Below are 19,465 nucleotides of genomic sequence, written 5' to 3' on the forward strand. Positions count from 1 at the left end.
GCGAGTGGGTTAGCGTTTGCCCGTGAGGACCATTGACTGGGTCGACGGGGCCGTCGAGCTCGTGGACCAGACGCTGCTCCCCGACAAGCTCGTCATGCTGCGCATCCGCACCGTCGCCGAGCTCGTCGACGCCATCCGGCGGCTGGCCGTGCGCGGCGCGCCCGCGCTCGGGGTGGCGGGGGCGCTCGGCGTCGTCCTGGCCGACGGCGACCCCGCCCAGATCGCCGAGCTGCGCGCCGCCCGCCCCACCGCGGTCAACCTCGCGTGGGGCGTCGACCAGGCCGCCGCCCGCCTGCCGCAGGGCCGCGAAGCGGTGCTCGCAGCGGCGCTCAAGGTCCGCGACGACGACATCGCCGCCTGCCACGCCATGGGCGAGCGCGGCGCGGACCTGCTCGAAGGCGACCGCCTGCGGATCATGACCGTGTGCAACACCGGCGGCCTGGCCGCCGTCGAACGCGGCACCGCGCTCGGCGTCGTCCAGACCCTGCACGAGCGCGGGCGCCTGGCCGAGGTGCTCGCCCTGGAGACCCGGCCCCTGCTCCAGGGCGCCCGGCTCACCACGTGGGAGCTGGCCAGGATGGGCGCGCCGCACCGGCTCGTCGCCGACTCCGCCGGGCCGTACCTGCTGGCCAAGGGCGGGGTCGACGCGGTGCTCATCGGCGCCGACCGCATCGCCGCCAACGGCGACACCGCCAACAAGATCGGCTCGTACGCGCTCGCGCTCGGCGCGGAGCGGGCCGGTGTGCCGTTCGTGGTCGTCGCGCCCGAGTCCACGATCGACCAGGGCACCCCCTCGGGCGAGCACATCGCGATCGAGGACCGCGGCGACGACGAGATCGTCACCTTCAGGGGCGTGCGCGTGGCGCCGGAGGGCACGCGGGCCCTGAACCCGGCCTTCGACGTGACCCCGCACGACCTGATCAGCGCCATCGTGACCGAGCAGCGGGTGATCAGGCCGTAGCGGCGAAACCGCCAATCGGCAAGACCTGGCCGCATCGATCGGGTTACGCTCGGTCATCATGTTCTCGACCCCCGGAGAGCACCGTGGCCATCGATCTGGTAGTGCGGCGCGACTGGTCGGCGCGGGCGCCGCGCGGCGACTACACACAGCTCGACTCGACCAAGGGCGTCAAGGTCCACTACACCGGCGGCCTCGTCTCGCCCGGCATCGTGACCGACCATGACGCGTGCGTCGCCCTCGTCCGCTCCATCCAGGGTTACCACATGGACGGCAACGGCTGGATCGACATCGGCTACTGCGCCGACGAGGAGACGGAGATCCTGACGCGGCAGGGCTGGGCCTCCTACCGGCGGCTGCGGGCCGGGGAGCTCGTCCTCACCCTCGATCATGAGACGGGGCTGTCGCAGTGGCAGCCGGTGATCGAGGTGTGCGTCTTCCCCGCCCGTCCGCGGGAGATGATCCGCATGGAGGGCGCCGGCCACTCCTCGCTGACCACCCCGGCGCACCGCTGGCCCGTCGAGCGGGGCGCCGGGCGGCCGTGGGTGACCACGGAGACGATGGGCCCCGGAGACCGGATGGTGCTCGCGGCCCCCTGCGCGGACCTGCCCGCCGAGGCGAAGTGGTCCGACGCGTTCGTCCAGCTCGTCGCCTGGTTCTCCACCGGGCAGGGGGACGGCCTGCTTTCGCCGACGCGGGACGCCGGGGTCCGCGCGGCGCTCAGGTCCGTCTTCGGGACGTCCGCGTGGCGGGAGCTGCCGGCGCCGGCCCGGCGGGAGCTGGACGAGGTGGCGCCGGGGCGGGTGCCCGGCCACGCGTTCCTGCTGTCGCTCACCAGGGCGCAGCTCTCCCTGTTCGTCGAGACCGTGGTCGGCGGCGAGCGCGTGGCCGCGTTCGGGGAGCGGGCCGCCGCCGAGGCGTTCCTGCTCGCCGTGCTGCTCACCGGCGCGCCGGTGACCCTGCGGCAGCAGTCGCGCGGCGGCTGGCGGGTGCGTCTCGGACGGCGGCGCACCCTCGCCCCGCACGCGGCCCAGCGCAAGGGACGCTTCACGATCACCAGGGAGCCCTACCACGGCGAGATCTGGTGCCCCCGCACGGCGAACCAGAGCTGGATGGCCCGCCGCGCCGGGACCGTCTACTTCACCGGCAACTCCTACGTCGCCTGCCCCCACCAGAAGGTGTTCGAGGGGCGCGGGCTCCACCACCTGCCCGCCGCCAACGGGCCGGGGCTCAACGCCGGCCACTACGCCGTGCTCGGCCTCGTCGGCAACGCCGGCCTCGTCGAGCCGACCGACGGGATCCTGAACGGCATCCTCGACGCCGTCCAGTACGTCCGGGACTACGGCCGCGCCGGCAAGGAGATCAAGGGGCACCGCGACGGCTACTCCACCGACTGCCCCGGCGAGCCGCTCTACGCCTGGGTCAAGCGCGGCGCGCCCCGGCCCGGAGGCGGCTCCGGCCCGCCCGCCCCGCCGGCCGCGCCGCCGTTCCCCGGGCGGCTGCTGAAGTACCCGCCCGTCATGCGGGGGGAGGACGTGCGCACGTGGCAGGAGCAGATGCGGCGGCGCGGCTTCGACCTGGCCGCCGACGGCGCGTACGGGGCGCGCTCGCGTGAGGCGTGCCTGAGCTTCCAGCGGCAGCAGGGCATCACGGGCGACGGGATCGTGGGGCCGCTCACCTGGCGGCTGACCTGGGAGGCGCCCTCCGCCTGAGCCCTGCGCCCGCGCCCGCCGCCCCCCGGGGTTACTGACGCGTACTCCTTCCGCCTACTATCCGAACCATGGAACTGGCAGCGGGGTTCGCGTCCATCTCACGAGACGACTGGCGCGCGCTGGCGGCGGAGGTCCTGCGCAGGTCGGGGATCGAGGCCGGCTCGCCGGAGGAGGCGCTGTCCAGGGCGACGTACGACGGGGTGACCGTCGCGCCGCTCTACGACGCCGACGACCTGCCCGGCGATCCCGGGCTGCCGGGCGCCGCCCCGTACGTGCGGGGCGCCCGTGCCGCCGGCGGGTGGGACGTGCGGCAGCGGCACGCCGTGGCCGACCCGGAGGCCGTGCTGGCCGACCTGGAGAACGGCGTCACCTCGCTGTGGCTGGTGGTCGGCGACGGCGCGATCCCGGTGGGCGAGCTGGGCGCGGTGCTGAAGGACGTCTACCTCGACCTGGCGCCCATCGTGCTGGAGGCGGGGGAGCGGACGCCCGAGGCCGCCGACGCCCTGTTCGCCCTCGCCGCCGCCCGCCGCCCCGAGCCCGGCCAGCCGGGCGGAGCGGGCGCGGGCGAAGGGGCGCTGAGCGGGAACCTGGGTGCCTCCGCCGTGCTCGGCACCGGCGGGGCCGAGCTGGCGCTGCGCTGCGCCACCGAATACCCGGGCCTGCGGGCCGTCACCGTGGACGCGACGCCGTACCACGACGCGGGCGCCAGCGACGCCGAGGAGCTGGCCTGCTCGATCGCCCAGGGCGTCGCCGAGCTGCGGGCGCTGACCGGCGGCGGGCTGTCCGTGGAGCAGGCGCTCGGGCAGATCGAGTTCCGGTACGCCGCCACCGCCGACCAGTTCGCCACCATCGCCAAGCTGCGCGCGGCCCGCCGCCTGTGGGCCAGGGTCGCCGAGGTCTGCGGCGCCCCCGGCGCGGGCGGGCAGCGGCAGCACGCCGTCACCGGCTCCGCCATGATGACCGCCCGCGACCCGTGGGTGAACATGCTGCGCACCACCATCGCCTGCTTCGCCGCCGGGGTGGGCGGGGCGCAGGCGGTCACCGTGCAGCCGTTCGACGCGTGCCTCGGCCTGCCCGACGCCTTCTCCCGCCGCATCGCCCGCAACACGCAGTCGCTGCTGCTGGAGGAGTCGGGGCTCGGCCGCGTGATCGACCCGGCCGGCGGCTCCTGGTACGTCGAGCGCCGCACCGCCGACCTCGCCGCGGCCGCCTGGGCGTTCTTCCAGGAGATCGAGGCCGCCGGCGGCATCGTGGCGGCGGCCGAGCTGTTGTCCGGGCGGATCGCCGCCACCCGGGAACGCCGCGACGACGACATCGCCCACCGCCGCCTCCCGATCACCGGCGTGAGCGAGTTCCCCGACCTCGACGAGAAGCCCGTCCGCCGCCGCCCGGCACCGGTGCAGCAGGAGAGCGGCGGGTTGCCGCGGGTCCGGTACGCCGAGCCGTTCGAGCGGCTGCGGGACCTGGCCGACGCGCGGCCCGAGCGCCCCAAGGTGTTCCTGGCCACGATCGGCCCCCTCGCCGCCCACACCGCCAGGGCCGCGTTCGCCGCGAACCTGTTCCACGCCGGCGGCCTGGCCACCGAGACGGCCGGCCCCGGCACCGACCCCGAGCAGATCGCCACCGCGTTCGCCGTCAGCGGCGCCACCGTCGCGTGCCTGTGCTCCAGCGACAAGCTGTACGCCCAGCACGCCACCGCCGTCGCCAGGGCGCTGCGCCGGGCGGGCGCGCGCAAGGTGTGGCTGGCGGGGAAGGGACACTACGAAGGCGTGGACGCCCTGCTCCACGCCGGTTGCGACGCCCTGGCCGTGCTCCGCGAGACGTTCGACGACCTGGAGGTGACCCGATGATCCCGGACTTCTCCGGCATCCCGCTCGACCCCCTCAAGGAGCGGCCGGCCCAGGCGCCGCAGCCGGCGGGCGAGCCGTGGGAGACGCCCGAGGGCATCGCCGTCAAGCCCCTCTACACGGCCGCCGACCTGGAGGGCCTCGACTTCCTGCGCACCTACCCCGGCGCCGCCCCCTACCTGCGCGGCCCGTACCCCACCATGTACGTCACCCAGCCGTGGACGGTCCGCCAGTACGCGGGCTTCTCCACGGCCGCCGATTCCAACGCCTTCTACCGGCGCAACCTCGCGGCCGGGCAGAAGGGCCTGTCGGTGGCGTTCGACCTGGCCACCCACCGCGGCTACGACTCCGACCACCCGCGCGTGGCCGGCGACGTCGGCATGGCGGGGGTGGCGATCGACTCCATCTACGACATGCGCCAGCTCTTCGACGGCATCCCGCTCGACCGCATGTCGGTGTCGATGACCATGAACGGGGCCGTGCTGCCGATCCTCGCCCTCTACATCGTGGCGGCCGAGGAGCAGGGCGTCGCGCCGGAGCAGCTGTCGGGGACCATCCAGAACGACATCCTCAAGGAGTTCATGGTCCGCAACACCTACATCTACCCGCCGGGCCCGTCGATGCGGATCATCTCCGACATCTTCGCCTACACCAGCGAGAAGATGCCGAAGTTCAACTCCATCAGCATCTCCGGCTACCACATCCAGGAGGCCGGGGCGACCTGCGACCTGGAGCTGGCCTACACCCTGGCCGACGGCGTCGAGTACCTGCGGGCCGGGGTCGCGGCGGGCATGGACGTCGACCGGTTCGCGCCGCGCCTGTCGTTCTTCTGGTGCATCGGCATGAACTTCTTCATGGAGGTCGCCAAGCTCCGCGCCGCCCGGCTGCTGTGGGCCAGGCTCGTCTCCGGCTTCGGCGCCGAGAACCCCAAGTCGCTCAGCCTGCGGACGCACAGCCAGACCTCCGGCTGGTCGCTCACCGCCCAGGACGTCTTCAACAACGTGGCCCGCACCTGCGTCGAGGCCATGGCCGCCACCCAGGGCCACACCCAGTCCCTGCACACCAACGCCCTCGACGAGGCGCTCGCCCTGCCCACCGACTTCTCCGCCCGCATCGCCCGCAACACCCAGCTCCTCCTCCAGCAGGAGTCGGGCACCACCCAGGTGATCGACCCGTGGGGCGGCTCCTACTACGTCGAGCGGCTCACCCACGACCTCGCCGAGCGCGCGTGGGCGCACATCGAGGAGGTCGAGGCCGCCGGTGGCATGGCCAGGGCCATCGAGGCGGGGCTGCCGAAGCTGCGCATCGAGGAGGCCGCCGCGCGCACGCAGGCCCGCATCGACTCCGGCCGGCAGCCCGTCATCGGCGTGAACAAGTACCGCGCGACCTCCGACGAGGACATCGAGGTGCTCAAGGTCGACAACAGCGCCGTCCGCGCCGAGCAGCTCGACAAGCTCGCCCGCCTGCGTGCCGAACGCGACCCCGAGGCCGTGCGGCACGCCCTCGACGCGCTCACCAAGGCCGCCGGCCACCCCGCCCCCGGCCTGGAGCACAACCTGCTCAAGCTGGCCGTGGACGCCGCCCGCGCCAAGGCCACCGTCGGCGAGATCTCCGACGCCCTGGAGCGGGTGTTCGGGCGGCACGCCGAGCAGGTGCGTACGATCACTGGCGTGTACCGCGACGAGTCCGGATCGGCCGGCAACATCGAACGCGCCCGCGCGGCCTGTGCCGACTTCGAGCGCGCCGAGGGCCGCCGGCCGCGCATCCTCGTGGCCAAGATGGGCCAGGACGGGCACGACCGCGGCCAGAAGGTGATCGCCACCGCGTTCGCCGACCTCGGGTTCGACGTGGACGTCGGCCCGCTGTTCCAGACGCCCGAAGAGGTCGCCAGGCAGGCGGTCGAGGCCGACGTGCACATCGTCGGCGTCTCGTCGCTGGCCGCCGGGCACCTCACGCTCGTGCCCGCGCTGCGCGCCGCCCTGGCCGAGCTCGACGCCGCCGACATCATGATCGTGGTGGGCGGCGTCATCCCGCCCGGCGACCACGACGAGCTGCGGGCCGCGGGCGCCGCCGCGATCTTCCCGCCGGGCACCGTGATCGCCGACGCCGCCCTCGACCTGCTCGAACAGCTCCGGAGCCGCCACTGACGCCGCCGGGGCGGCCCCAGGCCCGTCGGCAGGCCGTCAACGGGCCGTCAGTAGGCCGCCGCCTCGTCGCACATCGTGACCGAGATCGTGCGCTTGGCGGTGACCGGCGACAGGATGCGCAAGGTGACCGTGTGGGTGCCGCCCGAGCTCGTGAGCGGGCGCGGCGAGGTCAGGTACCGCCGGCCGTTCTCGGCGATGGTCGCCGTCGCGCGGCCGGCCGGGGCGCCGTCGATGAGCCAGGTGTAGGTGAACGTCACCGGGGCGCCCGTGCGGCGGACCAGCGCCTGCAGCGTCACCTCGCCGCCCGCCCAGCACTCGCCGTCCTGGGTGCCGCCGGGGCGCACGTACATCACCCGGAGCCGGTCCGGGGTGGCGGTGGGGGTGCCGGAGACGCCCACGCCGTCACTCGGGACCGTGCTGGGCGTGCCCTCCGACTGGGGGCTAGGCCTGGCCGTGCGGGTACGCCTCGGAGTCGGCTCCGCGGTGGCGGCGGAGGTCGTCGGCACGCCGGTGGTCACGGCGACGTTGTGGGTCTTCGGAGTGGGGGTGGTGGGGGTGAGCCAGACGATCGCGCCGGCCAGCGCGCACACGCACACGCCGGAGACGCCCGCGATGAGGACCTTCTTGACCGTACGGCCCCTGCGCCGCGCGGGCGGCGCCGGCTCGTCCCGTGGCGGCGGCGGGGGCGGCTCGCTCCCGTGGCCGGCGGGCGGGTACTGGGCCGTCGCCGGCTCGTCCATCGCCACCGGAGCGCCCAGCGGCATCCGCCCCTCGAACGCGCCCCCGGCCCCGAACGCCGCCGTGGTTGCCTGGGACGGGGCCCCCTGGGACGGGGCCGCCTGGGACGGGGCCGCCTGGGACGGGGCCGCCTGGGACGGGGCCGCGCCACCGAACGGCTCCGGCGCCTGCGGCGAGCCCGGCCGGCCGGGGGCGCCGGGCGGCTGCTCGACCGGCGACGACAGGTCGAACAGCGCCTGCAGCGGCGAGGTCGCCGGGCCGGGCCCCTCGTGCGCGCCCGCCGCCTCGACCCGCGAGCGGCCGTGCTCATGACCCAGCCCGTGCTCATGACCCAGCCCGTGCGCCTGGGCGGCACCGTGCGCCGGCGGCCCGCCCTGCGAGTGGATCCCGCCGTGCGCCTGCGGCCCGCCCTGCGAGTGGGCCCCGCCGTGCGTCTGCGGCCCATTGTGCGTCTGCGGCCCGCTGGGCGGCTGGCCTGTGGCATATGCCTGGTGCCCGCCCTGCGAAGGGGCCGCACTGTGCGGCTGGGCGGCTCCGTGCGGCTGGGCGGCGCCCTTCGCATGGGCGCCGCTGTGCGGCTGGGCCGCGCCGCGCCGGGGCAGAGGGTCGGAGGCGCCGGGCCGGGGCGCCACGGGGTGGTCGACGGTGTCCCAGGCGTCGCGCGCGTCCGAGGGCCGGGCCGGGGCCGGCTCGGGGGCCGGGGCGGCGTACGGGGCGGAAGGCCGGCGGGAGGGGGCGGTCAGGCGGAGGAGGACGTCGCGCATCGACGGCCGCCCCGCCGGGTCCTTGGTCAGGCAGGCCGTCACGACTTCGCGCAGCGGCCGGCCCAGGTCCCCGAGCACCGGCTCCTCGCGCAGGATGCGGTTGATGACGGCGGGCAGCGAGTCGTCCCCGAACGGCGGCACGCCGGTGGCGGCGAAGACGAGCACGGACGCCCACGAGAACACGTCGGCCGCGGCCCCGACGGGCCGCCCGGCGAGCTGCTCGGGCGCCATGTAGGCGGGCGTGCCGACGATGTTGCTGGTGGCCTTCATGCCGGAGCCGAGCGCCGCGGCGATGCCGAAGTCGACCACGCGGGCCCCGTCGGGGCCGAGCAGGACGTTGGCGGGCGTGAGGTCGCCGTGGACGACGCCGGCCTGGTGGATGGCGTCGAGCGCGGTCGCGGTCGCCACGGCGAGCCGCTGCAGCTCCGCCCCGCCGCGCCGGCCCGCCTGCTGCAGCGAGGGCCCGTCCACGTACTCGGACACGATGTACGGCCTGCCGCTGGTCGAGGCGTCGAGCACCTGCGCGAGGCAGAACGGCTCGACCTTGCGCGCGGCGGCGATGTCGGCGGCGAGGTGATCGTCCACGGCCAGCCCCTCGTGCAGCACCTTGACGGCGACGGGGGTTCCGTTGCGTGCCTGGCCGAGGTAGACGACACCGTGGCCGCCCGCGCCGAGCCGCCCGACCAGCCGGTAGGGCCCCACCGCTGCCGGGTCGCCCTCGCGGAGGGGTTCGACGTTGGGCATGAGGGGAGTGACTCCTGTGACGGCTGAGACAGAACATCGAGCACCCTACTGGCAAAAGTCAAGACTTGTCAGAAGTTAGGCTGATCAACTGCGAAGAAAGGGGTAAGTGGGGTGCACTCGCTGGAGGACTACGCCCAGGGTGTACGGGCGGGCTCCCGTACCTGGATCGCCCGTGCGATCACGCTGGTCGAGTCGACCAGGCCCGACCACCACGCGCTCGCGCAGCGGCTCCTCGTCGAGCTCACCCCGCTGTCCGGACGGGCGCGCCGGGTCGGCGTGTCGGGCGTGCCGGGTGTGGGGAAGTCCACGTTCATCGACGCGCTCGGCACCCGGCTGACGGCGGCGGGGCACCGGGTGGCGGTGCTCGCGGTGGACCCGTCCTCGACGAGGACGGGCGGGAGCATCCTCGGCGACAAGACCCGCATGGCCCGGCTGGCGGCGGACCCGGCGGCGTTCATCAGGCCCTCGCCGACCTCGGGCACGCTCGGCGGCGTCACCAAGGCCACCAGGGAGGCGATGGTGGTGGTGGAGGCGGCCGGGTTCGACGTCGTGCTGGTGGAGACCGTCGGCGTCGGGCAGTCGGAGACGGCGGTGGCCGACATGGTGGACACGTTCCTGCTGCTCACGCTGGCCCGTACCGGCGATCAGCTCCAGGGCATCAAGAAGGGCGTGCTGGAGCTCGCCGACGTCATCGCCGTCAACAAGGCCGACGGCGAGCACGAGCCGCCCGCCAGGAAGGCGGCGCGCGAGCTGGCGGGGGCGCTGCGGCTGCTGCGCTCCGACACGACCCCGCCTCCGGTGCTGACCTGCAGCGGCCTGACCGGCGACGGGCTGGAGGAGCTGTGGCGGCGGGTCCTGGCCCACCAGGACGCGATCGACCTGGAGGCCAGGCGCCGCCGCCAGCAGGTCCGCTGGACGTGGACGCTCGTCCAGGACCGGCTCCTGGCCGAGCTGCGCGGCGATCCGGGGGTGGCGGAGATCGCCGGCGAGGTGGAGCGCGAGGTGCTCGCGGGGGAGCTGACGCCGGCCCTCGCGGCGGAAAAAATTCTGTCCGTGTTCAAGAGGCTTTGACCCGCTTTCGGGCCGGGGCGGGCGCCGAAACGCTACTCCCCGGGTGGAGATACATCCTCCCTGGGTGTGAAAACCCTCCCTTCCCGATGACCTCCGGACGGGGCGCACCCGTGATGCGTGTCACGATGTCGCGCAACCGAGTGGGGAGGGCTACATGGGTGCGGAATCGACCGCGGGATCGACGCTGCCCGACAGGGTGACGGAGGCGCTGGAGGAGTACGGTCGCCTCCTGGACGAGCACGGCATCACCTGGGGCGAGCCGGAGATCCATTACGTGAAGTTCTTCGCCCGCCGCCGGGTGCTGCCGACCCGGCTGTTCGACCGGTTCTGGGAGCTCGTCCTGAAGGCGGTGGCGGAGAGCCACCCCGACGAGCCGCACGACCGGGTCGCCGCCCGGCTGTCCGAGCCCGACTACGACCGCGTGCTGCGCGACACGCTCGACGGCGAGCTGCCGGGGCACCTCGTCGCCGTGCGCGTCGAGCAGGACGACGTCCGCCTCGAAGGGGCGCCCCGCACCGTGCTCCTCCCCTCGGAGCCGTCGCCGGCCGCGCGGCGCCCCGGCGGGGGCCTGCCGCTCGTCATGCTGCCGGGCGGGGAGCGGCGGCCCGCGCGCCCGGGGGACGGGCTCGCGCCCGCCGCGCCGCTGCCCGGGCGCGGCGAGGAGCGGATCTCGCTGCTCATCGACTCCAGCCGGGACGCGCCCTGCCTGGTCAGCGTGGACGACGCGCAGCGCCTGCTCCCCCCGCACGGCGCCTGGCTGGCCGAGGTGGACGAGGACGGCCTGGTCATCGTCGACGGCGTCCGTGTCCGCCTGGACACGCTGCTGCGGCCCATCCCGTCGGCCACGCTGCGCCTGGTGGCCGGGGTGCCCTGCCGGTGGAGCGTGGTGGCCAGCGACGGCAGCGGCTGGTTCCCGCCCGACGTCCCGCACCGCTACGACTACCACGGCCGCCCGTACTTCCACGGCGACGACCTGCGCCTGGAGGTGCCCTGCCTGGAGCTGACGGTCACCGCCGCGCGCGGCATGGAGCACGGCGAGGCCACGACCAGGCTCGTCCCGCGCCCCGCCGGCGAGGAGCGGGTCGAGCTGACCCCCGCCCGCCTGTACGACGCCGCCGCCCGCGGCTGGTACGGCGGCGACCTGCACGTGCACCTCAACTGGGCGGGCGACCTGGTGGCCGTGCCCGCCGACGCGGCCGCCGCCCAGCACGGCGAGGACCTGCACGTGCTCAACCTGCTGGCCGGCAACGTCTCGGGCCGCCGCGTGTACGACCGGGAGGCGCTGGAGCACTGGGTCGACCGCGACCTGCCGTGGTCCGACGGCACCCACCTGGCCAGGATGGGCGTCGAGTACCGCAACGACCTGCTCGGCCACATCTACGCCTTCGCGCCCCGCTCGGCCCCCGGCCGCTACCACACGGGCTTCGACGGCGACGCCGACTGGCCGCCCAACGCCGACGGGCTGCGCGAGCTGCGCGGCCTCGGCGCGCTCGTCGGCTACAGCCACCCCTTCCGCGCCCCGATCACCGACGCCGACCCGCCCAAGGGCATCGTCTCGCCCGTGCCGCGCAACTGCGCCGCCCGCGAGCTGGTCGCCGACGCCGCGCTCGGGCTCGTGGACAGCCTCGACGTGCTCACGCACGCCTCGATCCCGTCCACGGCGTCGGTGTACCGGCGGCTGCTCGGCGCGGGCAACCGGCTGGCCGTGACGGCCGGCACGGACGCGATGATCTCCTTCACCCGCTCCGACACCCAGTCGAACCCGCCCGGCTGGGCCCGCGTCTACGCCCGCGTCGAGGGCGAGCTGACCGCCCGGTCGTTCGCGGCGGCGGTACGCGCGGGCCGTACGTTCGCCACCACCGGCCCCTGGCTGGAGCTGACGGTCGACGGCCACGGCCCCGGCCACGTGCTGCACGCCGAGCCGGGCGAGCGCGTCAGCGTCACGGCCACCGCCCTCGGCCCCGAGGTGGCCGCGGTGCGCATCCGCACCGCAGACGGCGTGCGGGCGGGCGCCGAGCGGCTGTCGCCCGGCGGGCGCGGCTGGGGCCGGGACCGGCTGACCGTGACGGCCGAGCTGCAGGTGGACGCGCCCACGTACATCGTGGCCGAGGTGCTGTGCGACCCGCACCCGCGCACGCTGACCGCCACCGGCTACGCCCTGACCAGCCCCGTGTACGTGGACGTGGACGGCCGGCAGGTGGCCCGGCAGGAGGACGTGCGCTGGTGCCTGGAGTGGCTGGACGGGCTGGAGGAGCTGATCAGGCAGCACGGCCGCCTGGCCAGCCCCTACCAGTTCGGCGACCACATGTCGCTGCTCCAGCAGGCCAGGGCGGTCTACCAGGGGCGGCTGGGCTGATCCGGTGGACGTCAAGGCCCTGCTGCCCGAGCCGGGCAGCGGGCGGTGGTGGCTGGCCGAGCGGTGCGCGCGCTCGCTGGTGGCGACGATGGGACGGCCGGACGACGGCCCGCCGTTCTTCCGGCCGCTGCCGGAGCTGGGTCCCTACTTCTACGTGTACGCCTTCCTGGGCGCGCCGCCGTACACGCTGGCCTACCACCGGGAGCCTGGGCATCCCGGCGGAGGTGTCGCAGGCCACCTTCGCCGACCTGGGGCGGCTGGTCGCGGTGCACCGCAAGCGGCACGGCAGTGGCGGCGTGCACGCGCCCTACTGGTTCATGCTGCACGCCAGGGGCACCCTGTACGCGCTGGGGCGGCTGCAGTTCAACCGCGACCGGCTCAGCCCCGGGATCGCGGCGGCGGTGCGGGCGTCGGGGCTGCCGGCGGGGCTGTCGGCGGGGCCGGGGGAGCCGTCGCTGGGCGTGCACATCCCCGGCTTCCTCGGCCCGCTGGTCCCTGCGCGCTGCCGCTGTGCTGGTGGCTGGCCTACCTGGTGCGCTCGCTGCCCGGGGCCAGGCGGGTGCTCTAGCCCGGCGGCGTCACGAGCATCGCGGGCAGCGGGGACGGGCGGCCGTCGCGCACGCACACGTACGTGACCGTGCCGACCGCCACCAGCTCCTGCCCGCGCCGCATCGTGAACGTCATCGTGAGCGACGTCGAGCCGATCCTGGCCGGCGCGCTCTCCACCGCCAGCACGTCGCCCAGCCGCGCCGGCGCGTGGTGCTCGCAGCCGCTCACCTTGACGACCAGGTCGGCGCCCTCCCGCAGCAGCCGCTCGTAGCCGCCCCTGGCGGCGAGCCAGTCGAGGAAGGCGTCCTCGAAGTACTCGTAGTAGCGGCTGGCGTGCACCATGGCCTGCGGGTCGCAGTGCCGCGGCCGTACCGGCAGGCGGGAGATCACCGCCAGGTCGTCCACGGCGGTCATGCGTAGAAGGAGTCGAGCACCTTGCCGTGCCGCTCCTCGACGGCCTTGCGTTTGATCTTGAGGCTGGCGGTCAGCTCGCCCGTCTCCACCGAGAAGTCCTCCGCCAGGATCGCGAACTTCTTGACCGTCGCGTAGCTGGCCTCCCCGGCGTTGACCTTCTTGATCGCCCTCTCGACCTCGGCGCGCATGCGCGGATGCTCGCGCAGCTCGGCCGGGTCGGCGGGCAGCGACTCGGCCTGCGCCCAGGGGGTGACCACGTCCATGTCGAGCGTGACCAGCGCCGTGACGTAGTTGCGCCGGTCGCCGTGCACGAACACGTGCGACACGAACGGGCAGGCCGCCTTGATCCGGCCCTCCAGGTACGTGGGCGCGACGTACTTGCCGCCCGAGGTCTTGATCAGCTCCTTCTTGCGGTCGGTGATGCGCAGCCGGCCGGCCTCGTCCAGCTCGCCGATGTCGCCCGTGTGCAGCCAGCCGTCCTCCAGCGCCTCCGCCGTCTCCTCGGGCAGGCCGTGGTAGCCGCGCATGACGCCGCGCCCGCCGATCAGGATCTCGCCGTCGTCGGCGATGCGCACCCGCGTGCCGGGGAACGGCGGGCCGACCGTGCCGAACCGCACCGACTCCGGCCGGTTGAGGAAGCTGCCCGCCGACGACTCCGTCAGCCCGTACCCCTCGAGGATGGTCAGCCCGGCCGCGTCGAAGAACTCGGCGACCTCCTGGTTGAGCGGGGCCGCGCCGGAGATGAAGAAGCGGATCCGGCCGCCGAACCGCTCGCGCAGCTTGGCGAACACCAGGCGGTCGGCCAGGGCGTACTCGGCGCGGGTGGTGACCGGGATCGCCGTGCCGCGCTGCCTGGCGCGGACGACCCGCCGGCCGGTCTCGCGCGCCCACGAGAAGATGCGCAGCTTGAGGCCGCCCTCGCGCCGCATGTTCGCCACGACCGTGTTGTGGATCTTCTCGAAGACGCGCGGCGCGGCGGCCATGACGGTCGGCCGGACCACGCCGAGGTTGTCGGCGATCTTGTCGATGCGGCCGTCGATCGCGGTCGGCACGCCGATGTCGATCATCACGACCTCCAGCAGCTTGCCGAACGAGTGCGACAGCGGCAGCCACAGGAAGTGCAGGTCGGAGGGGGAGATCAGGTCGATCTCGCGCACCGCGCCGGCCGCGTAGAGCCAGTTGTCGTGGGTCAGCTCGACGCCCTTGGGGCGGCCGGTGGTGCCGGAGGTGTAGATGAGGGTGGCCAGGTCGTCCTGGGCGATGGCGTCCACCATCGCGTCGTAGTCGCCGGCGCCGCCGCTCAGGGAGTCGAGGGTGATCACCCAGCCGTCGTCGCCGCCCGTACCGTCGATCACGATCACGTGCGTGACGCCGGGCAGCTCCTTCTGGACGGACCTGAGCTTGGCCACCTGCTCGTCGTTCTCGGCGATGACGATCGTGCTGCCCGAGTCGGTGATGACGAAGGCGGACTCGGCGGCCGTGTTCGACGGGTAGATCGTGGTCGTGGCCGCCCCGGTCGCCAGCACCGCGAGGTCGCAGAGGATCCATTCCAGGCGGGTGGAGCACAGGATCGACACGCGGGTGCCCGGCCCCGAGCCCAGCTCCGCCAGCGCCAAGGCCAGGTCGCGTACCCGCTCGCCCACCTCCCGCCAGGTCAGCGAGGTCCACCCGTCGGCCGAGGGGACACGATAGGCCTCGGCATCGGGCGTGGCCGCGATCCGGTCGCGCAACAGGGAGGGAATGCTGGACATGCCTGACCTCCTGGGGGTGTTGGCCCGACTCTAGGACGGCGGCACCGTCTCAGTCGATGCTCCTGACGGATCGTGATCTCGGCGTGGCGACACCGACCAGCCGCGCGGTGCGCACCTCCCAGACACCGCACGCGCACCTCAGGTACGACACCACCCCCTCCGAGGTGCGGTGGGCGGAGACGACGGTCATGGCCAGGGGGTCGTGCAGCTCTCTGGTGTGCATGATTCCAACGTGCGGTAAGGGCCTTGTGCATTTCAATGCTTACGGGGGATCGGGCTGCGGGGCTTGCCAGGTGATCGATCTGTCGCGTAAGCTGCCGGACGTCTTATCGCCGACCCCCGGGGGCAGCTGACGTGAGGATCTGAGGTCGCGGGCACCGCGCCGTTCGGCCCTGTCATGGGCATGCGCGCATCACCTGGACCTCGAAGGCATCCTCGCCCCTTCGCCGTGGACTCCGACTCCGAGTTCCCGCGTGTCGCGCATGTATGCGGTGATTCCCGCCAAGTCACGAAATTTCGATTTTTGTGATGGGAACCGCCTTATGCCTTATTCCATTGTCGTCGATCACGTCTCCTTCGCCTGGCCCGACGGCACCACCGTGCTCGACCGGCTCGACGCCGCCTTCCCCGCCGGACGTACCGGGCTCATCGGGGTCAACGGGTCGGGCAAGTCCACCCTGCTCAAGATCATCGCGGGCGAGCTGGACGCCCGGTCCGGATCCGTGTCCGTCTCGGGCGTGGTCGGCTACCTGCCCCAGAACGTGCCGCTCGGCGCCCGCCGTACCGTGTCGGACCTGCTGGAGATCAGCCGCACCCGGGCCGCGCTGCACGCCATCGAGCGCGGCGACGTCGCCGAGGAGCACTTCACCGCCGTCGGCGACGACTGGGACGTCGAGGAGCGCGCCCGCGCCGAGCTGGACCGGCTCGGGCTCGGCCACCTCGGCCTCGACCGCACGGTCGCCACCCTGTCCGGCGGCGAGACCATCATGGTCGCGCTCGCCGCGCAGCTGCTCAAACGGCCCGACGTGCTGCTGCTCGACGAGCCCACCAACAACCTCGACCTGGATGCGCGCCACCGGCTCCACGCCACCGTCGCCGCCTGGCAAGGGGTGCTGCTCGTCGTCAGCCACGACCGGGCGCTGCTGGAGCTGGTCGACCAGATCGCCGAGCTGCGCGACGGCTCCGTGCGCATGTACGGCGGCAACCTCAGCGCGTACGAGGAGCAGGTCGCCGCCGAGCAGGAGGCGGCCGAGCGCTCCGTCCGCACCGCCGAGGGCGAGGTGCGGCGCCAGCAGCGCGAGCTCATCGAGGCCAGGACCAGGATCGACCGCGGCCTGCGCAACGGGAGGAAGGCGTTCGAGAACAAGAAGGTACCGAAGATCGTCGCGAACACGCTCAAGGGCAAGGCCCAGGTGAGCGCCGGCAAGCAGCGGGCCCTGCACATGGAGAAGCTGGAGGAGGCCCGCGAGCGGCTCACCGAGGCCGAGCAGGCCGTGCGGGACGACGCCGAGATCCGCATCCAGCTCCCCGGCACGGAGGTGCCTGCGGGCCGCACGGTGCTCACCCTCCCGCTGGACCCGCCGCGCCGCACGGGCGAGGAGAGCGCGGCCGTGGTGCTGGAGACGCTGGTCGTGCGCGGGCCGGAACGGATCGCGCTGCTCGGGCCCAACGGGTCGGGCAAGACCACGCTGCTGCGGCGCATCGTCGAGCACGGCGCCCACGTGCCCGTCCGCTATCTGCCCCAGCGGCTCGACCTGCTCGACGACCGGCTGAGCGTGCTGGACAACGTGCGGGCCGTCGCGCCCTCCGCGTCCGTGAACGACGTACGTGCCGGCCTGGCCCGCTTCCTGTTCCGCGGCGAACGGGCCAACCAGGCCGCCGGCACGCTGTCCGGCGGTGAACGCTTCCGCGCCACGCTGGCCGCGCTGCTGTCGGCCGAGCCGCCGCCGCAGCTGCTCCTGCTCGACGAGCCGACCAACAACCTCGACATGGCCAGCGTCCGCCAGCTCTCCCAGGCGCTGGCCGCCTACCGGGGCGCGCTCATCGTGGCCAGCCACGACCTGCCGTTCCTGGAGACGCTCGGCATCACCCGCTGGCTGCGGCAGGATCGGGAGGAGGGACTGACCGAATCGTAATTGACGGTTGGGGATCAACCCGGCGATAGTGTGGCAGGTGGCTACACCCCGGCTGATCTCCAGCGTTCTCGTTCTGGCGACGCTCACCACCCTCGGCGCGTGCTCCTCCGGAGGGCTGTCCCCGACCGGCGGCGAGCCCAGGGTCACGGGCGTCGCCGGCGGCGACGGCGCCGTCCCGCAGACGGGGCCCGGAGAGAGCAGCACCGGCGGCCCGACCACGGCCGCGCTGACGCCCGAGGCGTACAAGAGCGAGCTGGAGAGCCGCAAGAAGGCGATGACCGACGCGATCACCGCACTGGCGGGGGCGCGCGGGCTCAAGGCGCTCGACCAGCGGGTGGGGCGGGCCGAGGAGGAGCTGGCCGGCGCCGCCGACGCCCTGTCCGCCCTCACCCCGCCCGAGGCCGTGCGCGCCCAGCACGAGACGTACGTGACCAGCCTGCGCGACGTCGCCACCGAGCTGGGCGCCACCTCCGGCAAGGTCGGCGCCCACGACCTGTGCACCTCCTCCGCCGTGCTCGCCGACCTCGGCGACAAGCTCGACGCCCTCGACGAGGCCGGCAAGGCGCTGCAGAGCGCCGGCGACTACCCGGCCGACGTCGTGTCCGTCAAGGCGGGCAAGCGGCAGAGCCGGCGGCTCAGCAACGGCTCGTTCATCCGCAGGAGCACGCTGAACGGGCGCAGCTCCCTGGAGATCGACAACGGCGGAACCCTCGACGCCGTGGTCACCGTGGTCAAGGGCAAGAGCAAGGTCTTCAGCGTGTACGTGCGCAAGAAGGCGAAGTTCAAGGTCAAGGGCGTGCGCGACGGCAGCTACAAGATCTACTTCACGCACGGGGCCGACTGGGACGGCAAGAACAAGGCGTTCACCCGCAACTGCAGCTTCGAGCGGTTCGAGAAGACGGTGAAGTTCAAGACCACGTTCACCGCCACGCAGATCCTCTGGCACGACTGGCGGATCACCCTGCACTCCATCTCCGGGGGCAACGTCCGCACCTCGGAGGTGGACCCGGACGACTTCCCGGGCTGACCCCGCACGCCTTTTGCACGGCGAGGGCCGCGCACCCCACCGGTGCGCGGCCCTCTTGTGTCAAGCAGATCGGATCAGGTGGAGAAGAGCATGCCCACCCAGCTGCGCTGACGGTGGTGGCCGTAGTGGCCGCCGCCGTGGTGCGGCGCACCCCAGGCCGGGCCGGGGGCGGGGGGCGGCGGGGGAGCCGCGTGGTACTGCGACTCCATCCGGGTCAGGGTCTCCAGCTCGCCGTAGTCGAGGAAGATCCCGCGGCAGTTGTCACACTGCTCGATGTGGACGCCGTTGCGCTCATAGGTCCGCATGTTCCCGCGGCACTTGGGGCACTGCATCTAAGTCGCTCTCCTTGACTTCGAGGTTTCAGGGTGAAACCTACCGCGCGCAACCCCCGTCATGCTCGGACGATTCTGTTGCACGATTCGATTAACGAGTGCTCCACCTCGTCGAGTTCCCGGCCCTCGCTCTCGGCGTTCATCACGGCCACGGCGGCGAGCTGAACGGTCAGCGCGCGGGCCGGCAGATCGAGCCGCGCCCACGGATCGTCGCCCTGCCCGAGCGCCGGCCCGCCCGACGCGAGGTACGCCCCGAGGAAGCGCTCCCACACGGCCGGTTCGAGCAGCCCCGCCGCGTACCAGGCGGCCGGCCGCGCCAGATCCCACGCCGGATCACCGACCCCGAGATCGTCCACATCGATGAGCAGCCATCGATCACGGTGCACGAGCTGCCCGAGATGCCAGTCACCGTGCGTGAGCAGCCCCGGCACCGGCGCCGCGTCAGGCAACTCCTTGAACGCCCGCCTGACCAGCTCCTCCACCGGCCCGTCACCCGTCATGCGCCCCACCGCCCGGGCGGCCCGCGCCGGCCCGCCCGCGGGCGGCAAGGCGGGCACCAGCGTCAGCGGAACGGCATGCAGCCGGGCCAGCAGCCGGGCCCCCTCCTCCCACGGTGCCGAGCCGGGATCGTCATGCGACACCGGCCGCCCCGCCGGCCACACCGTCACCGCCCGGCCGCCCGCCGCCAGCACCTCGGGCTCCAGCGGCGCCAGCATCACCCCGCTCACCGCGGCCGACGCGGCGGCCCGCAACCTCGGCCGCAACGACTCGGCGTCGTCGCGCGCCGAATGGGCCTTCACGACGACCTCGCCCATGCGTAACACGACGACGTCCGTACGCGTCGGGTGTAACACGGGCTCACCCGTGCCGCCGTACGCCTTGGCGATACCCGCCAGCTCCGCTTCAAGACCCACTCGTAC

Annotated in this window: 15 protein-coding genes and 1 pseudogene; 9 read left to right on the plus strand and 7 right to left on the minus strand. The window is 73.7% G+C overall.

Translation table 11 applies throughout. The features are described from left to right. The first annotated feature begins 22 nt into the window (after window positions 1-22). From mtnA to scpA, 4 genes are all read left to right on the plus strand, one after another. Window positions 23-961 (plus strand): S-methyl-5-thioribose-1-phosphate isomerase, encoded by a 939-nt coding sequence (gene mtnA, locus HCN51_RS00785; protein ID WP_168005629.1) that lies wholly within the window; start codon window positions 23-25, stop codon window positions 959-961. A gap of 83 nt (window positions 962-1,044) precedes the next feature. Beyond that, on the plus strand, window positions 1,045-2,670 hold the full coding sequence (locus HCN51_RS62040) for a peptidoglycan-binding protein (RefSeq protein WP_346433480.1): 1,626 nt from the start codon (window positions 1,045-1,047) through the stop codon (window positions 2,668-2,670). A gap of 68 nt (window positions 2,671-2,738) precedes the next feature. Then, the gene (locus HCN51_RS00800) at window positions 2,739-4,520 is read left to right on the plus strand and encodes a methylmalonyl-CoA mutase subunit beta (protein WP_168005631.1); all 1,782 of its coding nucleotides are present in this window, start codon (window positions 2,739-2,741) and stop codon (window positions 4,518-4,520) included. Beyond that, entirely contained in the window at window positions 4,517-6,664 is a 2,148-nt protein-coding gene (gene scpA / locus HCN51_RS00805; RefSeq protein WP_168005633.1) for a methylmalonyl-CoA mutase, read from the plus strand. The genes HCN51_RS00800 and scpA overlap by 4 nt, the downstream gene beginning before the upstream one ends. Before the next feature lie 47 nt (window positions 6,665-6,711). Here the strand turns inward: scpA and HCN51_RS61005 are convergent, their stop codons facing one another. Continuing rightward, entirely contained in the window at window positions 6,712-8,910 is a 2,199-nt protein-coding gene (locus tag HCN51_RS61005; protein WP_168005643.1) for a protein kinase domain-containing protein, read from the minus strand. Between the two features lie 111 nt (window positions 8,911-9,021). Between HCN51_RS61005 and meaB the strand changes: the two genes are divergently transcribed. The 3 genes and pseudogenes from meaB to HCN51_RS62885 all read left to right on the plus strand — a co-directional run. Next, the gene (gene meaB / locus HCN51_RS00815) at window positions 9,022-9,981 is read left to right on the plus strand and encodes a methylmalonyl Co-A mutase-associated GTPase MeaB (RefSeq protein WP_168005645.1); all 960 of its coding nucleotides are present in this window, start codon (window positions 9,022-9,024) and stop codon (window positions 9,979-9,981) included. Window positions 9,982-10,135: 154 nt separating this feature from the next. Beyond that, window positions 10,136-12,337: a CehA/McbA family metallohydrolase gene (locus tag HCN51_RS00820; protein WP_240972293.1), complete on the plus strand. Its 2,202-nt coding sequence runs from the start codon at window positions 10,136-10,138 to the stop codon at window positions 12,335-12,337. A 4-nt stretch (window positions 12,338-12,341) separates the two neighbouring features. Beyond that, window positions 12,342-12,530 (plus strand): annotated as a pseudogene (locus HCN51_RS62885) (hypothetical protein); the annotation flags it as partial. A gap of 114 nt (window positions 12,531-12,644) precedes the next feature. On the opposite strand, the gene HCN51_RS62890 reads toward HCN51_RS62885, so the two are convergent. The 4 genes from HCN51_RS62890 to HCN51_RS00840 all read right to left on the minus strand — a co-directional run bounded on the left by HCN51_RS62890 (window position 12,645) and on the right by HCN51_RS00840 (window position 15,274). Beyond that, window positions 12,645-12,806, minus strand: a complete 162-nt coding sequence (locus HCN51_RS62890; RefSeq protein WP_428981526.1) for a hypothetical protein — start codon at window positions 12,804-12,806, stop codon at window positions 12,645-12,647. Window positions 12,807-12,901: 95 nt separating this feature from the next. After that, complete coding sequence (locus HCN51_RS00830) at window positions 12,902-13,300, minus strand: acyl-CoA thioesterase (protein ID WP_168005649.1); 399 nt, start codon at window positions 13,298-13,300, stop codon at window positions 12,902-12,904. Further along, complete coding sequence (locus tag HCN51_RS00835; RefSeq protein ID WP_168005651.1) at window positions 13,297-15,051, minus strand: AMP-dependent synthetase/ligase; 1,755 nt, start codon at window positions 15,049-15,051, stop codon at window positions 13,297-13,299. Before HCN51_RS00835 ends, HCN51_RS00830 begins: the two co-directional genes overlap by 4 nt. A 49-nt stretch (window positions 15,052-15,100) precedes the next feature. Beyond that, window positions 15,101-15,274: a hypothetical protein gene (locus HCN51_RS00840; RefSeq protein WP_168005653.1), complete on the minus strand. Its 174-nt coding sequence runs from the start codon at window positions 15,272-15,274 to the stop codon at window positions 15,101-15,103. A gap of 319 nt (window positions 15,275-15,593) precedes the next feature. Here HCN51_RS00840 and HCN51_RS00845 point away from each other — a divergent pair, with 319 nt between their 5' ends. Both HCN51_RS00845 and HCN51_RS00850 read left to right on the plus strand, forming a co-directional pair. Then, the gene (locus HCN51_RS00845; protein ID WP_168005655.1) at window positions 15,594-17,186 is read left to right on the plus strand and encodes an ABC-F family ATP-binding cassette domain-containing protein; all 1,593 of its coding nucleotides are present in this window, start codon (window positions 15,594-15,596) and stop codon (window positions 17,184-17,186) included. A gap of 37 nt (window positions 17,187-17,223) precedes the next feature. Continuing rightward, the gene (locus tag HCN51_RS00850) at window positions 17,224-18,213 is read left to right on the plus strand and encodes a hypothetical protein (protein ID WP_168005657.1); all 990 of its coding nucleotides are present in this window, start codon (window positions 17,224-17,226) and stop codon (window positions 18,211-18,213) included. A gap of 74 nt (window positions 18,214-18,287) precedes the next feature. Here HCN51_RS00850 and HCN51_RS00855 read toward each other — a convergent pair whose 3' ends face one another. Together HCN51_RS00855 and HCN51_RS00860 are read right to left on the minus strand one after the other, a co-directional pair. Beyond that, a complete protein-coding gene (locus HCN51_RS00855; RefSeq protein ID WP_168005659.1) occupies window positions 18,288-18,545 on the minus strand; it encodes a TFIIB-type zinc ribbon-containing protein in 258 nt (85 codons plus the stop codon). Between the two features lie 59 nt (window positions 18,546-18,604). Beyond that, window positions 18,605-19,459, minus strand: coding sequence for a phosphotransferase (locus HCN51_RS00860; RefSeq protein ID WP_168005661.1), 855 nt, complete (start codon window positions 19,457-19,459; stop codon window positions 18,605-18,607). Between the last annotated feature and the right edge of the window lie 6 nt (window positions 19,460-19,465).

It is taken from the genome of Nonomuraea composti (assembly GCF_012034275.1).
In the GTDB taxonomy this organism is placed as follows: domain Bacteria; phylum Actinomycetota; class Actinomycetes; order Streptosporangiales; family Streptosporangiaceae; genus Nonomuraea; species Nonomuraea composti.